This window comes from Rhizorhabdus sp. GW822-FHT03C02, from assembly GCF_058801765.1.
This window is the reverse complement of the sequence record NZ_JBXANN010000018.1, coordinates 40,563-56,173: the sequence shown is the minus strand read 5'-3', so window position 1 is coordinate 56,173 and position 15,611 is coordinate 40,563. Positions and strand designations below refer to the sequence as shown.

Here is a 15,611-nt window from a genome sequence, read left to right as displayed (position 1 = left end):
GGTTCGGCTGGAACCGGGCGCGTTAGGGGCTGCATCCGCCGTTCACACCGAGCAGCTGGCCGGTGACGTAGCCGGCGTCGTCGGACGCGAAAAAGGCGATCGCGGCAGCCGCTTCGGCGGGCGTTCCGACCCTGGGGATCGGATAGCCGGCAACGATCTGTTCGGGTGCCACCGGAAATAATCCGTCGTCGATTGCGCGTTGCGCCATCGGCGTGAGGATGAAGCCGGGCGAGACGGCGTTCACGGTAATGCCGCCGGCACCGAGTTCGACCGCCAGCGATCGGGTGAGCGACTCGACCGCTCCCTTGCTGGCGGTGTAGTGCGCCATATGCGCGGCGCCGATTTGTGCGCCGAGCGCGGTGAGGTTGATGATGCGTCCCCATCCGGCGCTCCGCATGTCGGGCAGGACGGCCTGGGTCATGTGAAAGACGCCCTTGAGATTGACCGCCATCACTCGATCATATTCGGCGTCTTCGATATCGGCGAACGGCTTGAACGCCTCGATCCCCGCGTTGTTGACGAGAATGGTGATCGGGCCGAGAAACGCTCGCACCTCGCTCACCGCTCGGTCCACCGCAGCACGATCGGCAACGTCGCACAGGACGGCGCGGGCGATACCGCCGCGCGCGCGGATGCGATCCGCGACCAAGGCGATATTGTCCATGCTGCGACCCACGACCGCCACCGCCAATCCCGCTTCCGCCAGCCTCGCGCATGCGGCCGCGCCGATGCCGGCGCCACCTCCGGTGACGAGCGCGGTCCGACGTGTGATCATGCCCCGAACCCCAGGCGGGTTCGCAGCGTGCAGCGCTCGATCAGTCCGATCGTCTCCTCGCCATCCCAGACATAGCGCGCGGTGCCCTGGTGGAGGACCGATGTCGCCGCCATCTCGAAATTATGATGGTCGAACATCGTCAACAGGGTCTCACCCTCGATGCGCACGCGGCCGAGCGCGCTTTCCAGCAGCAGATTGGCTTGGCGCCCGCCGTCGAGCCGGGTCATCCAGGGCGCTTCGACGATATGCGCCGCCACCTTCGTCCCATCGGCGCCGAGCAGGAAGGCCTCGTTGAACGCGTCTGGTCCTTCGGGACCGGGCGCGATCACGATCGCACCGAACGCCTTGCCGGAAGGGAAGAGTGCGGAATGCTGGCAATGCCCGAGCGCAGGCGACATCTGGCGAACGCCCTGACGTCGCACCCGCATGCCCATCCCGACGATGCGATATTCGGTTCCGCCGATCCGAACATCGCCGCGGACCCGGCATAGCTGCTCGTAGCGTACGCCGCCCATGAGCGCTGCCCCGGCTTTGGAGCGCATCGCGGCTGCCGCTTCGGCCGTCATCCCGCCCATCAGCCAGGGCGGCGCGGCCATTTCGGCTTCGATCGCAAACGCGAGCGATACCGGATCGCGACGCAGTTCGCCGGCACGTTCGGCTTCGGTGGTCGACTGCCAAGCCGTCCCGTCAAATTCGACGCTCCATCGCGCGAACGGCTCGATGCAGCGGAAACGTAGCGACCCCGCGCTGCGGGAAGCCGCCCGTCCATGACCGTCGAAACCAGTGGTGCCGTCATCTTCCGCCCAGACCCGCAAGGTACGGCCGTCGGCATGCACGCAATTGAGCTGAGCCCAAGGTTGCGCCCAGTTGCCGCCGATCGCGTCCAGCGTAATCCGCGGAAGCGCCAGGACGCCTGTGTCGTCGATCGCCCACAGCGTCACCGAGTCCCGCATCTCGTCGTCGGCGGGCGGTTCGGCCTGGAAATATTCGAACCCCGGATCGAGCCCGCCGGACAGCGGATAAGCGGATGTCATGCCGCGACGGCCGGCCGGATACCGAAGCCGAAACCGAATTTGTCGACATAGTCGGCGAACTGGCCATTGATCTCCTCGGCATTCATCCCGAACTCCTCCGGCGAATGGCGATGCACCCCATGCTTGGTCTGCTGATGGTCCGCCAGCCAGGTCCGGATGGCGTCGGCATGGGCGGCCGAGACCGACAGGCCGCTGCTCGCATAGACCTGCTCGACGGTTGCCAACGGGTCGGCCATCATCGCATGATAGGAGATATCGATGAACGGCGCTTCGCCGATCATTTCACGCGCACGCATCGCCTTGGCGACGCTCGCCTGCTGCAGGGCGATCGCCCGCCGGCCCTGGGCCCGCCGCTGTTCCGGGGTGACGGGACGCCCCCGCAGCCCCAGCAGGATAGACTGCACGCTGGCCAGCGATCCGAGCTGCTGCGCAAGATCGCGGTGCGTCCAGATCAGTCGGGCGTCGGGATATTGAGCGGCGAGTTCCGCGAACCACAGCATATGATCCGAACCCTTCAGGGCCCAGCGCGATCCCGGATTGCCCCATTGCGCGTGCTGGAGGAAGTCGTGGTGAAAGCCGAGCGCTGCACTATGGTCGGCCTCGAGCAGATAGCGACGATAGCTTTCCCCGCCCCAGAAACACCACATCTGTTGGCTGGTACCGACGATGTTGAGGATGTCGCTGCCGTCTTCGGCAAGGGCGCCGGCCCCCTCCTCGATCATGTAGGGATGGGTAATGAAGATGTCGGGAATGAGCCCGAACAGTCCCATCATCCGCTGCTCGGCCCGCGCCAGTCGCGCGGTGGTCGGCCCTCCCAGCGCCGGCGGCGGCGACGGCTCGCGGCAGATCGTGTGATCGGGCGCCATGTTATCGGGGTCGAGGCTGAGCAGATTGTGGAGAAGGGTTGATCCCGAGCGTGGCGGTCCGACCACGATGAACGGTGCCTTGATCCGCTGGGCGGCGATTTCAGGATGGGTCCGCCGATCGGCGATCAGCTTGAGCTGGGTCTCGAGATTGTGGACCACGAAATCAACGGCGAGCTCGCGTGCCCGCGTGGTCATGTCAGGCCAGGTCTCGGCCGCCATCGACGCGAGGAATGCCCGGTGTCCGGCATGGCGATCGGTGTCGCCGAAATCGTCCAGCCCGGTACCGGTCCGCGCACGGTCGAGAAGTTCGTCAAGTCCGGGGCATTGGTCGAGGTCGCGATCGAGGGTCATGGAAACTCCCTGGTGAACGTGGTGGGACTGGCCGCCGCTGGCGGTGGCTGGAAGGGGGCCGCATTGGTCGGCCAAGAGGCGCGCGCGAACAGCCCGCCATCGAGATGGATAATCTGGCCGGTAATGATCGCCGCGCGATCCGAGAGAAGAAATGTGACGGCTTCGCCGATTTCCTCCGCGCTGCCGGACCGGCCGATGCAGTTCTGGGCTCCGGCAACGGCACCGACCTCGCCACCGACGACAAAGGGCAGTGTCGCATTGGCGCGGACGCCTTGGCGCCCATAGCGTGCGGCTATGAAGCGGGTGACGGCATTCACGCCGGCCTTGGCAACCTGATAGCCGAACCGCACCTGGCCCGCGACGAGGGATGCGGCCGAGGAGTTGAAGACGAACGCGCCATTGCCTCGCTCGATCATCGTCGGAAGCGCCAAGCGGGCGAGCATGAGTGCGCCATTGAGATTGACGTCCATGGTCATCTGCCAAAGGTCGCCGTCGATCTCGATCGAGTCCTGCGCATTGTCGTAAAAGCCGGCATTGTAGAAGACGCGATCGACCGGTCCGAGCCGGCCGTTGGTTTCGTCCACGGCCGTGGCGAGCGAAACGGGATCGGTAAGATCGCACGCAAGCGCGATAGCCTGCCCGCCCGCATCGCGGATCTCGTCGGCCAGCTTCATGGTGAGTTCGGTGGTCCTGGCCGCAAGCGCAACCTTCGCGCCCTCGCGTGCGGCGATGCGCGCCGTCGCGGCGCCCATTTGCGAGCCGACGCCGGCAATGAACAGCACCCGCCCGGCAAGTTCGCCTTTGTCCGGCATCTCATCCTCGTCCTTTTCTGTTCGTCATATTGTTAGCACGGTCTGCGGCTGTCAAGCGTCGAATCCGGCCGGGCCTCCGAGAAGCGCCGCGCGCGTGCCACCGAAACCCGCTATCGGGTCCGGATTTTCTGCGATTTTTGGCGCATCTTCGGCGATGATTGCGCGCCGGAGCCTGTCAATGCGGGGCCGCACCAGGCACCGTGCCGGCTTTCCGTAGTCGATGTCGGCTCAGGTCGTGGCGGCTCAGCAGCCCGGCCCCTTCGCTGTCGGGCCGGCCTATCCTAGGCTAGCGCTTGGGTTCGATGGTGACCTTCGCCTCGATCGAAAGCGTGAAGCTGCGTGGCGCGTCGCCCGACTGTTCAGGCCCGTGCGAGGGTGCCATGGCGTAGCGGTCGAGAATTTCGGCGATCTTGCGCGCGGGCATCGGGGTGGGTTGGCGAAGCCACCAGGTGATGATCTCGATCGTCGCGCTGACACTCAGCAGGATGCCGAGGTCGGTGGGCAGCCAGGCGTGCCGCGGGCCTCCGTCCACGGGAAATTCTTCCGACAGGCGGCGCATGAACCCGTCGCGCATGACGCCGGCAGCACCGCCGCTCAGCAGCGCCGACCATAATCCGCGATGCTCATCGACATAACCGACGAGCGCCTGCGATGCCTGAAGCGAGTCAGCGGTGTGCAGCAGCGAGGTCGCCATCGCGACGAATGTCTCGATCTCATCGGCGGCAATCGCATGGAGCAGCGCCGTCTTCGTGGGATAATGGCGATAGAAGGTCGCGGGACCGACTCCTGCCTCCGCGGCGATCTCCTTGATCGTGATGTCTTCGAACTGCCGGCGTTCGAGCAACGACAGCAGCGCGGACCGCAGCGATAGGAGCGAGCGGGATGCCCGCGCACCGGTCGGCGGGGTACGGGCTTCGGGAGCGGAAGTCATCGGGCACTCACAGCCGGAAGAAAAGGGGGAGTTTCTCTGGCATGTCACCGTCAACGCCGCAATCGGACGCTCGCACAGCCTATGTTGTTGCCGATCGTCGGGTCTTGCCGGATCGCGCCGTCGAAGCGCCACGATGACGGTCGTCGGCCCGTTCCACGACGCGGCATAATGGCACGGTGGCCCACAAGGATGTCGAGGCGCCGGTGGCGGCAATGGCGCGCGCCGCGGGAGCGCGAGGCCATCGACCACGGGATAGGAGGCTTTACCTTGAGGGCGGCTTTGGGCGATAGGCACGGTCGGAACGGCCGTACTGTGCGGCCTGCGGTGATGAGGCGGTTCCCGACATGAAGGCGAATGCTGCGACACCCGCCCGGCGCATGGGGCCGCCGGGCTCGGCGACATGGACAGCGATCGTCGAGGCGGCGGAGGCCATCCTTCGCGAGGAGGGCTATGCGGCGTTGACCTCGCGCACCGTCGCCGAGCGGGTGGGGATCAAGCAGCGGCTCGTCTATTATTACTTCCATACGATGGACCAGCTGATCGTCGAGACCTTCCGCTGCCAGTCGAAGCGCGAGGTCGCCCGGTTGGAGGCGGCGCTTGCCGCGCCGGCGCCGCTGCGCCAGCTGTGGGAGATCTGCACCCACTCGAGCGACGCGCGGCTGGTGTCCGAGTTCATGGCGTTGTCCAACCGTATCGAGGAGTTGCGTGTCGAGGTCATCGCGTTCATCGAGACGTCGCGCGACCTTCAGGTTCGTTCCCTCGAAACCGCGCTGCGCGCACATCCCGCCACGTCGCAGCTGCCGCCGGTGGCGCTCGCACTGCTCGTCACCAGTGTCGCGCTTTCGATCAACCGCGAGGCGGAACTTGGCGTGCGCCGCGGCCATGATGAGATGATGCAGGCGATCGAGGCTTTCATCGCTACGGTCGAGCCGGTGGGTGCCTGAAGCCGGCAGGGCGAAGGCATCGGCTTATTGCTTCGATAGATAATCTATCGTTGACAGTCATTTTTGATAATCACTATCTCGTTAGGGTGGCCCTGGCATAAGCCGGCCTGCCTTTTCCGAGATGGGGAGCCTATGCGGACCGGTGATCTGGCGCCTGCGCCGAATGTCGTGACAATCAGTGTGACCACTCGCGAGGGCGATCGTCGCGAGCTTGACGTCGCCGCCGGCACCAGTGTGATGGAGGCCATTCGCGACGCTGGTATCGACGAGCTGCTCGCGCTGTGTGGCGGGGCATGTTCCTGCGCGACCTGCCATGTCTATGTCGATCCGGATTATTTCGACCTGTTCCCACCGATCGGCGGCGATGAGCAGGATCTTCTCGAGTCATCCGAACACCTGACGCCGATGTCGCGGCTGTCATGCCAATTGCGACTGGTGCCTGACGTCGACGGCGTGGCGGTGACGATCGCTCCGGAGGACTGAGCGATCATGGCGGAGCGCATGGCCGGCTCGGCCACCGGCACCGGCCGGCATGGAGTCGCTCCGGGCCGTGCGCCGCGAGTCGAGGCCGGCGACCGGCACGCGACCGATCGGCTCTCGCTGCGATGGGACTGACGATGCCCGGACCACCGCGGTCACGTGCCGCAGGCCGCCACGCGGAGGCCGGACGGCTCGACCGCTTCGTCGGTGCGGAGCTCGGAAGCGGTCGAGATTGTCCAGACGCGGCAAGGCTAATCGCGCGCGCATGCGCCATCAGCGGCAGCGACGATCTCGGACATCCGGGTCTCGGGCCACCGCTCGGCGCCTTCGTCGCCGGCCTGCAGGGCCACCGCTGGCAAACGATGTCGGAGCGGGCGCGCATGGCCGCGGTCGAGATGATCGTCGGCCAGCTGGTCACCCGGCAGCGAATGACCGGCGTCCTCGACGCCGGGGCGAGCATCGCCGGCGTCGGACGGATCTCCGTGCCCATCATCATCATCGGCCCGCCACGGTCCGGCGGCGCCCATCTCCAGCGCCTGCTGGCGCTCGATCATGTCAACGTCACGCCCAATCGCTGGTCGTGCGTGCAACCGCTGCCGGCAATGGCCACACGCCCAATGCCCGAAGCCCATCACGCCCGGGCCCGGCGCATGCTGCTCGACCGGTTCGATCTGGTGTCCGGCGCAACCGCGGGGCCCGGCTTCTCGACCGACCACGGCCCATCCGCGCCGGCGGAATGCGGCACCGACATCATGTCGCCGGCTTTCACCTCATTCGCGCTTTGGACCTGCTATGGCGGAGCAGCCTATCTCGATCATCTCGAGCAAGGCTGTCACCGCGCGGCGCTACAGTACCACAATGCCCTGCTGTGCCGGCTTCAGCCTTTCGTGCCGGAACGGCGGTGGCTACTCCGCGGGGCGGATCATCTCTTCTGGCTTACGGAACTCGCCGAGCAATATCCCGACGCGCTGCTGATATGGACGCATCGCGAACCGTATCAGCAAATGCGAGCTTTGATCGATCTCGCCGCCATCCTCCGCGGCATGACCGGGCATCCGCCTGGTTCCGATCAGGCAGGGCCGCTTGCCCGCGAGGTCATCGCGTGTCAGGCGCGGTTGTTCGAGCGCGCGATCGCCGCGCGCGCCGCAATCGGCGAGGATCGCTTCTGCGATGTCGACTATGACGACATCCTGGCTGACCCGCTGGGCGTTGTGACCGACATCTACGCGCGGCTGGGACGGCGCCTGTCATCCGCACACGCGACATGCCTCGCTAGCGCGCGCATGCGGGCGACCAGGGCGCGTTCGCGTGGACGCGATGTGCCGATGGCCCGGCTCATCCGCAGGCAGCTGCACGTTTATTATGAGCGCTTCCGCGGGGCACAGCCAATACCCGGACTGCGCCTCGCCTGATAGGCCCCGGGCAGCCCAGATGCAGTCGGGTCAACCGCGCTCGCGGATCAGCGGAACTGGGCAACCACCTGGCCGAGTTCCGCGGTGCCGATGATGCCCGGCGGTGCTGCGCAGACCAGCGGGATCGCATTGACCGGGCGGTGCGCGGTCAATCCGCGCAGGGCGAGTTCGCGATCCTCGGAGGTGACGGGGTAGCCGACATCGACCCTTAGCGGGGCGTCGCCACCGACGTGCACGCGCCACCCGGAATCGTCGAGCAGTTCCCATGGCGGGTCGAGTTCCGCGCTCACATACCAGGTCGCCCGAAAGCGCAGAAAGGGCGCGCCATTGCGATATCCGGTCGTGCTGACCCGCTGGGCGGCCACCCGACCGGCATCGATCGTCCGCGCGCCGATGTTGACGGCGCGGCTCGCGATCGCGACCTCGGCGGACGTTTCCCAACGCTCGATCGATATCCCGAGGGCGGTGGCAAGGGCGCCAAGCGAATGTTCGAAAACCTCGTCGCGCTTCTGGACATCGCGGGCCGCAAACGCCGTCACTGTATCGCCGAAACCCATCACCTCGGTCAGCATCAGGTCCGACACCACGCCGCCCCGGCAGTCCGCGAATTCATCTATGAAGATGAAATCGATCCGCCGGGCAAGCGACGTCAGGACCAGGGGCAGCGCTTCGGTGATGAAGCCGGGACTGCTGCCGGTTGCATGGATCGAGCTTCTGCCCACGAGGCAGGCTGCCTCGATCCGCGAGCGCAACGGCTGTTCCATCACGGCCGGGTGGAAGAATTCCGGCCGCGTCGTGACGATGTTTACGCCGTGTTCGAGCAGGCGGACGAGATCGCCTGTATCGGTCGATTCAGGCATGTAGATCACGCAGTCGGGGCGGAGCGCCAGGATCTCCTCAATGTGTCGGGTGGCGACAACACCCTGCGTCGGCAGTCCGCACAATTCACCGACGTCGCGGCCATTCTTCGCTTCGGTATAGACATAGGCGCCCACCAGATCGAGACCGGGGTGCGCGATGACGGCACGCATCGCGACGGCGCCGACCGTGCCCGTCGCCCATTGGACGATGCGAAGGCGCGGCCGTTCTCCGATCATATCTCGCTCTCCCCGACCAAGTATATCATTATGGCAGATCCGGCGACGGCCGCTGCGACGGCGAAGGTCCCGGCAATGTGGCGATCGGTCAGCCGGCCTGGGCTGGAGCCACCTCGGTCGCCAGCCTGCGCTTGGCGAGTTCGCGCACCGCACCCGCCTTTAGCTTGGCGCTGCCGGTCAGCGACAGTTCGGATTCATCGATGAACAGGATGCGGCGCGGAATCTTGTAGCTCGCCAGCCGCGCCTTGAGGAATTCGCGAATGGGGCGGTCGTTCCGGTCGGCAGCGGACTCGGCGACGACACAGGATACCACGATCTCGCCGAGCGTCTCGTCGGGCAGCCCGACGGTCATGTTCATCTTCACCCCGGGACATGTCGACAATATGCCATCGACTTCGATCGGCGAGACATTGGCGCCGCCGGTCTTGATGATGTCGTTGAGTCGCCCCTCCCAGAACAGGCGCCCCTGCGGGTCCAGCCAGCCGCCATCGCCGGTCCGCAGAAAGCCTTGATCGTCGAGCACTTCGTCCTGCGGAACACCGAGATAACCGAGCATGAGCGTTGGCGCCTTCACCGCGATCTCACCTCGTTCACCGAGCCTCACGGTCGCTCCGTTTGCGGGGTCGACGATCTTCACCGTGGCACCGGGAAGCACTTCGCCATGGCTCTCGCCGGCCAGCGCAGGATCGGTGCCACTGGCGAAGGCCGTAACAAAGGTGAACGTCTCGGTGTTGCCGTAGGACCAGCGCGGTTCGGACCACGAGGTCGCGACACTCGCCTGGGCATGGAGATAGGATGGGTCGACATAATGCAGGCTCGAGAGATCCGCCTCGTCCCAGCCAGGCAGGGCACGCAGCTGCGCCCACTGGTGCGGCCACGCGCGCGGAAACGAGACCCGCTCGGCCTGCATCAGCCGCAATGCCTCGACCGGTTCGAAGGTCGGTTGCAGCACCATGGTGCCACCCGAGCTCAGCGTGGCGCCCAGCGCCGACGCGAAGTTGCCCGACCAGAAGAATCCGTTGGCGCTCCAGCATCGGACATCGTCTTCGAGCACGAACATGCGCCGGAAGCGCCAGCACTGGATCGCGACACCGCGGTGCGATGACAAAACGCCCTTGGAGTGCCCGGTCGATCCGGACGAGAAGAGAATGACCGCCGGATCGGCCGGCCTTACGCTGGACGCCCGCGCCATCACCTGTTCGGTCGTCACCGCCGCGCCGCGTGCGAGGAACGCCTCCCAACCGTCGATCGCACCGCCCGCGCCGACGCCGACCACCGCGAGCTGCCGCAGATAGGGGAAGCGAAGTGAATTCAGATCGCCGGGCGTGACCCCGTCGATCGCCGGCTCGAGCTCGGCCAGGATGGTGGCAAAGTCCTTCTTGAGCACCTCACCCTCGAACAGGAGGATGCCGGCCTGGGAGGCCGCGAGAAGTTGTTCGAGTTCGACCGGCGTGGAGAAAGTCGAGATTGCGGCGCCGACGCCGCCGGCCAGACTGATCCCGAACATGGCCGCGATCCATTCGGGCCGGTTGGTCATCAGCACGGCCACACGGCTGTCCTTGCCGATACCGGCCGCGACCAGCGCGCGCGCGACCCGCATCGCTTCGTCCCACAGGCGCTGGTAGCTCCACCGCTCGACGACGCCGTCGGGATGGTGGAACACCAACGCCTCCCTGTCGCCATAGCGGCTCACCACCTCGCGCAGATAGGCGGGCAATGTCAGCGGTCCCAGGCCGGGTTCCTCGGCGAGAGGAACGCCTCGCGCGATCGCCAGAGGTGCTGTCGATCCGACGATATCGGCTGGAGCGTCGGCGTCGGCCATGATCGTCGTCACCGGACCGGCAGTTCAACTTCGGCGGTGGCATCGACGAGCGTACCGCCATCCTGATTGGTGAGCTTCACCTTCACCGTGACGAGCGGAACACCCCAGCTGCTGGTTTCCTCGCGCGCGATCACTTCGCCTTCGAAATAGGTGACGTCCCCCTCGAACGCCGGTCCGCGGAATGATGATTTCACATGCCGGACGAATCCATCATGTCCGGCCCAATAGGCAAGATAGTCGGTGACCCAGGCGCCCATCGTCGCCCCATAGCCATAAGCGCGCGCCATACCGATCTCGCCGGCCTTTTCCTCGTCGACATGGCCACGTGACGGTCCGACGTATAGCCCGTCGCGCTTGCGGGGATCGATGAGCGCGGTCTCGTCGTCGAAGCCGAAGCCGTCGACCCAGCCGGGATCCTGGTTGACCCACGGATCGTCGACGCCCTCGGGCGCCGTCCAGTGCGAAGTACCCCAGGCATTGAAGACGAACGCACGATACTCCGTTGCGAACGTCGTGATCGAATGGGGACCAATCACCCGACGGGGCAGTCGGTCGCCGACGGCGACCGCCTCGAAGCGTGGCGAAACTCCGAGCCGGTTCGACAGAATCCAGGCGTGCCGGATGCGCTCTATCTCAAGCAGCGCCTCGGCGGTCCATTTGGGCTTGGGCGGCAGCTGACTCTCGTACATGCCGCGCTTGGCGGCTTCGCTTGCGAGATAGCGGATCGCGGTGGACCGCTCCTTGGCGATCGGGGTGCCATGCTGGTTGCGATGGATCGTGTCGCCACGGGCGAACATCGTGGGTCCGGCGAATTTGGTGTCGCTGATCTTGTAGTCGTGGAACCGCCGCTCCTGGAACAGCGTGTCTCCGGCCCGGACGCGCGGGCCGTAGAACCACCATTCCTCGCCGCCGAAGATGAGGTGCGAGCCGGGGATCCGGCCGACACAGGCGGGCTGCACGCCATGACCATAATCGAGCGCCACGGCGATCGACTGCGGGGCGATCAAACCGCCAAATTGCGAGCCGCGCGCGAATTCCTCATCCCAGTGGATCGGGTTGGGATAATCCATTGCCATGACCCATCGACGAATGTCGCTGGACGAGCAGGGATCCCAGAGCTGACCGCCCCCGACCGCCTGGCCGACACGGTGATCGACATCGGAAAGGTCGAGCGCTGGCGTGGTTTCGACGGCAATTTCTTCAGGCACCTTGGACTCCCTAGCATAGCGACGGCATTGGCATCTTGTGGCCGCATCCTGATGTTCGTCGCTATGGTAGCGCGAGTCAAGCCGGCGCGATCATCGCTCGTGGAACCGGGATCATATGGGCATTCGAACAGGGCGTGCCCGCGGCGGGCGAGGGTCCAGCCGGGATATGGGCACGGTTTGATCCCAACATCAGATCGTGGCGTGCGGTGATCCGAACGGCGCGCGTTGCGATAGCTGGCCGCGCGCCGTAGCGTGGGGCGCGACGACCTTGCCGGCGTGCAGCATGCCCCTGCGCCGTTGCGGTCCGAGACGGTAGCGGAATTCCGGCCGGGCAGCCGGCGTCAGAGCAAGCCCGACCGTCCGGTCCCGGACACCCGCTCCTCCTGGCGGCGGCGCCGGCTCCAACGGTGTCGCGTCACCATCTTTCGACTGTGCCGTCGATCGTCAGCGGGCGTTGATAGGAGACATCGCTCTTGTCGCGGGCACCCTTGGTATAGCCCTGTTCGACGAACCGCGGATGCTTCAGGATCGACGCATCGCCAGCGACGAGAACATCGACCGTCGATCGTCGCAGGGCGATCCGCCATTGGCCGTCACGTTTCTCGAGGCGATCGATGTAGCGGCCGTTGATCAATCGCGCCGTCTCACCGCCATTGTCGAGCAGGCTCACCAGTACATAGCTTTCGCAATGCGCCACCTCACCGTCGATCTGGCAAAGATGGGTGGTTATGTTGTGAAGATGCTGCTGCGAGCCGGCGGCATGGACCGCATTAGACCATTCGGCGTAGCGTGGTCCGGCGTTGATCGCGTAGCCATGCTCGTCGACGCCATCGTCATGATAGGCGCTGGTCAGCAAGTCGACATCGTGCCGGTCATGGCCGCGCGCATGGCTGGCGATGACGTCGGTGATCGCCAGCCGGTCCATGAGATAGTCGATGTCGCGTCGCAGTTGCTCGATATCGGTGCCAGATTCCATCTTCATCCTCCCATTATGGATTTGTGGCCGGGCGCCTCATCGCAGGACGACCGGATATTGGACGCGGGGTTCGACATGGTGGGTGTCGCGACAGGATATCGGCTGGCGCCCGCCGTCGTCGGCGATCCCATATTTGGCCCCCATCTCGGCACCGATGACGGTCGTGCCGCTCGCTGCGAGCAGATCCGGATCGTTGAACATCGCCCAGATCACCTCCCCGGTGAATTCGGGGGTCTCGCAGCTTTGCTCAACAGCGCGATATTTGACCGGATCCGAGGCGATCACCATCCGCAGCCGGTCGGTGAGCAGCGCGCCCATCCAGATCGATACCGCCGCAACCCCAAGCGGCCGGAAGTCGACCGCCATGTCGGCGGCAAATTTGTCCATCCCGGCCTTGTGTGCCCCATAGACCGGGCCGAAGCTGTAATGCACCGCGCCCGAGGCCGAGGTGAAAACGATCAGGCCGTGTCTTTGCCGCGCGAAGAGTGGCGCGGCGAAATAGCTCGAGACGAAACTTGAGCGCAGCCCGACATCGAGCATGTCGACGATTGCGAGCGGCTTTTCCCAGAAATTCCCTGGGCTGGTCAGTTCGTCGTGGAGTGCGCACGCATTGTTGACGAGGATGTCGATGCGTCCGGCCTCGCGTTCGACACGCTCGAACAGGTCCTGGACCTCATCATCGCGCTTATGGTCGACACGCAACGCGATGCCGCGACCGCCTGCTGCGGTCACCGCTTCGGCGGTCTCATAGATCGTGCCGGGCAACGGATGGTCGCCGACCCGCTCCGAGCGTCCGGTGACATAAACCGTGCAGCCATGCCGGCCGAGGGCGATGGCGATGCCGCGACCGGCACCACGGCTGGCGCCGGTCACGACGGCGACGGGGGCGCCTGATTGATTCATCGCTTTCTCCATTGGGTGTGACGAGCACTGGCGGTCGGTCAGGATCGCGGACGGTCACGTCCGCTCGACTCGCGGCGTCAGACGAAAGCCTCTTCGCCCTGCAGGGTGGTCCGGTGCATCATCCGACCGCTGTCCATCGGATAGGCCAGCGCGCGGTGCATCGTGCCAGTATTGTCCCAGATGACGAGGTCGCCAAGGGTCCATTCGTGGCGATAGACGAACCGGGGCTGGGTCGCATATTCGCGCAACCGGGTCAGCAGCGCTGAACTTTCGCGCATGCCCATGCCTTCGACATGCGACGCCGTCGAGCCCAGGACGAGCGATTTTCGGCCTGATCGGTGCGTCCAGACGAGCGGCAATGTGTTGGGGTGGAAATGCTGCCACTGGAGAAGCTCCGCATAGCTCGGCTCGGGCCGGACGTAGCGCTGCGCGGTTTCGAGCATATGCACGACCCGCAGCTTTTCGAGCGATGCCTTCTCCTGCTCGTCGAGATCGTCATAGGCCGCGTAGGTATTGGCGAATTCGGTCTGACCACCGGTGGCCGACAATTTGCGACTGCTCATGATCGATGCGAAGATCGGCACATCGAGCATCGTCCCGTCGATATGCCAGTAGAACGCGCCCTTGATGTAATCGGCTCGCGGGTTTTCGAGCGGGTCCATCGTGATCTTGAACATCTTCTCCTCGACGATCTGGCCGAGGGATTTCGAAAAAGCGATTTGCTGTTCGTCGGTGAGGTTGATCTCACGAATGGCGACCACGCCGCGCTCCTCGAGCAGGGCTCGGATTTTCTGGGCATGCGCACCGCCGAGCAAGGTCTCCACATCGGTATGGATTGCACTTCCGATCCGGGGCGTGAGGTCGGTCGTGCGGAACCTTGTGTCGATCGAAGCTGGCATGAAATCCTCGCTGGCGCAGATGGTCGCGCCAATCCCGGAGGACAGCGATGCGACGCTAAGCATTTGGTTAGCGTCGGTGTCGGCATCGAGTCAACCACCGGTCCGCGACCGGCCCCGAGCGCGTTTCAGAGCGGCGTGGCGGCGGGGGGCCGCGGTTCAAGCTGATCGAGCAGCCAGGACATCAACATGCGGGTGTCCGAATGACCTGCCTCTATTCCGACATCCGCCTCCATCACGAGAACCCGCGCGATGCCGGCCAGCAGAACGCTCGCCGCGACGGGGGTGCAGGGGCCGATCGGGGCGTTCGCGAGAGCCCTTTCAAGAACCGGAACCTGCACCGAGCGGATCTCTTCGGCATAACGGGCGATTTCGATCCGCAGGCCCTTGCGATGGTTCGCCAGCGCCACGAATTCCATCGCGAGCGCGGTGCGGCTGGTGTCGGTGCTCAATGCCCAGAGCGCCCTCAAGGGGCTCTCCGCCTGAACGGCCTCCTTGTGACGATCGAGGCTTTGCTGGGCGCCGCGCCGGTAAGCGGCGACGAACAGGTCATCATATGTCCTGAAATAATAATGGACGAGCGAAGGTTTGAGGCCGGCCCTGGCAGCAACCTTACGCCCCGTGACGGCGGCGTAACCCTCTTCCCGGATCAACTCCAGGGTCGCATCGAGCAATTGGGCGCGGGTGGCGGGCTTGTCCGTCCCGAACCGCCGTGGTTGCGGCTTTTCGATCGAATTGTCGTTGGTCTGGTCGTTCGCTTGATCGCTCTGAGATGACACCTGGCGCTCCGTTTCTCGATCTCGGTTACCGCCGCTCGACCTTGGCGGGTCTGGTTGCGGGAGTCTGCACGCGGTCCGACAGATAGCGATCGCTGTATCGGGGCGGCAACCGCAACCACTCTCATGCGGCCTGGCGTTCCGCAGCTACAATCTCGGTCAACGTCAGATAGGTGACTGGATCGTTTCACCGGCAAGGGGCCGATATTGGTATAACCAAAAAAGTTTCGGGAAGCGGGATTCTCGTTGGGCCGTCCGGTGCCGGAGTCAGTCATAATCGCGCATAAAATATAATGAATAGAATATGATATTCCAGATCTCCGCGCGC

15 protein-coding genes are annotated in these 15,611 nt (G+C 65.1%); 3 read left to right on the top strand and 12 right to left on the bottom strand.

Annotated features, from left to right (window positions below; all coding sequences use genetic code 11):
- Window positions 1-22: 22 nt before the first annotated feature.
- The 5 genes from AC1RM6_RS28240 to AC1RM6_RS28220 form a co-directional block, all read right to left on the bottom strand.
- Window positions 23-775 (bottom strand): SDR family NAD(P)-dependent oxidoreductase, encoded by a 753-nt coding sequence (locus AC1RM6_RS28240; protein ID WP_493107579.1) that lies wholly within the window; start codon window positions 773-775, stop codon window positions 23-25.
- Complete coding sequence (locus tag AC1RM6_RS28235) at window positions 772-1,809, bottom strand: DUF7064 domain-containing protein (RefSeq protein ID WP_493107577.1); 1,038 nt, start codon at window positions 1,807-1,809, stop codon at window positions 772-774. Before AC1RM6_RS28235 ends, AC1RM6_RS28240 begins: the two co-directional genes overlap by 4 nt.
- Entirely contained in the window at window positions 1,806-3,026 is a 1,221-nt protein-coding gene (locus AC1RM6_RS28230) for a sulfotransferase family protein (RefSeq protein ID WP_493107575.1), read from the bottom strand. Before AC1RM6_RS28230 ends, AC1RM6_RS28235 begins: the two co-directional genes overlap by 4 nt.
- Window positions 3,023-3,838, bottom strand: a complete 816-nt coding sequence (locus AC1RM6_RS28225) for an SDR family NAD(P)-dependent oxidoreductase (protein ID WP_493107573.1) — start codon at window positions 3,836-3,838, stop codon at window positions 3,023-3,025. Before AC1RM6_RS28225 ends, AC1RM6_RS28230 begins: the two co-directional genes overlap by 4 nt.
- Window positions 3,839-4,124: 286 nt before the next feature.
- Window positions 4,125-4,682, bottom strand: a complete 558-nt coding sequence (locus AC1RM6_RS28220; RefSeq protein ID WP_493107571.1) for a TetR/AcrR family transcriptional regulator — start codon at window positions 4,680-4,682, stop codon at window positions 4,125-4,127.
- A gap of 431 nt (window positions 4,683-5,113) precedes the next feature.
- Between AC1RM6_RS28220 and AC1RM6_RS28215 the strand changes: the two genes are divergently transcribed.
- The 3 genes from AC1RM6_RS28215 (at window position 5,114) to AC1RM6_RS28205 (ending at window position 7,605) form a co-directional block, all read left to right on the top strand.
- Window positions 5,114-5,713, top strand: a complete 600-nt coding sequence (locus AC1RM6_RS28215; protein WP_493107569.1) for a TetR/AcrR family transcriptional regulator — start codon at window positions 5,114-5,116, stop codon at window positions 5,711-5,713.
- 132 nt (window positions 5,714-5,845) lie between these two features.
- Window positions 5,846-6,196, top strand: coding sequence for a 2Fe-2S iron-sulfur cluster-binding protein (locus AC1RM6_RS28210; RefSeq protein WP_493107567.1), 351 nt, complete (start codon window positions 5,846-5,848; stop codon window positions 6,194-6,196).
- A gap of 134 nt (window positions 6,197-6,330) precedes the next feature.
- The gene (locus AC1RM6_RS28205; protein ID WP_493107565.1) at window positions 6,331-7,605 is read left to right on the top strand and encodes a sulfotransferase family protein; all 1,275 of its coding nucleotides are present in this window, start codon (window positions 6,331-6,333) and stop codon (window positions 7,603-7,605) included.
- A gap of 47 nt (window positions 7,606-7,652) precedes the next feature.
- On the opposite strand, the gene AC1RM6_RS28200 is transcribed toward AC1RM6_RS28205, so the two are convergent.
- The 7 genes from AC1RM6_RS28200 to AC1RM6_RS28170 form a co-directional block, all read right to left on the bottom strand.
- Window positions 7,653-8,702: an NAD(P)H-dependent amine dehydrogenase family protein gene (locus AC1RM6_RS28200; protein WP_493107563.1), complete on the bottom strand. Its 1,050-nt coding sequence runs from the start codon at window positions 8,700-8,702 to the stop codon at window positions 7,653-7,655.
- Between the two features lie 88 nt (window positions 8,703-8,790).
- Window positions 8,791-10,524 carry a class I adenylate-forming enzyme family protein gene (locus AC1RM6_RS28195; protein ID WP_493107560.1) on the bottom strand — a complete coding sequence of 578 codons (1,734 nt, stop codon included), beginning with the start codon at window positions 10,522-10,524 and terminating at the stop codon, window positions 8,791-8,793.
- Between the two features lie 8 nt (window positions 10,525-10,532).
- Window positions 10,533-11,732: a MaoC family dehydratase gene (locus AC1RM6_RS28190; protein ID WP_493107558.1), complete on the bottom strand. Its 1,200-nt coding sequence runs from the start codon at window positions 11,730-11,732 to the stop codon at window positions 10,533-10,535.
- Window positions 11,733-12,147: 415 nt separating this feature from the next.
- Window positions 12,148-12,708, bottom strand: coding sequence for a nuclear transport factor 2 family protein (locus AC1RM6_RS28185; RefSeq protein ID WP_493107556.1), 561 nt, complete (start codon window positions 12,706-12,708; stop codon window positions 12,148-12,150).
- A 36-nt stretch (window positions 12,709-12,744) separates the two neighbouring features.
- Window positions 12,745-13,611 (bottom strand): SDR family NAD(P)-dependent oxidoreductase, encoded by an 867-nt coding sequence (locus AC1RM6_RS28180; RefSeq protein WP_493107554.1) that lies wholly within the window; start codon window positions 13,609-13,611, stop codon window positions 12,745-12,747.
- Between the two features lie 77 nt (window positions 13,612-13,688).
- Complete coding sequence (locus AC1RM6_RS28175) at window positions 13,689-14,573, bottom strand: TauD/TfdA dioxygenase family protein (RefSeq protein WP_493107552.1); 885 nt, start codon at window positions 14,571-14,573, stop codon at window positions 13,689-13,691.
- A gap of 62 nt (window positions 14,574-14,635) precedes the next feature.
- A complete protein-coding gene (locus AC1RM6_RS28170; RefSeq protein WP_493107550.1) occupies window positions 14,636-15,286 on the bottom strand; it encodes a TetR/AcrR family transcriptional regulator in 651 nt (216 codons plus the stop codon).
- Window positions 15,287-15,611: the final 325 nt, after the last annotated feature.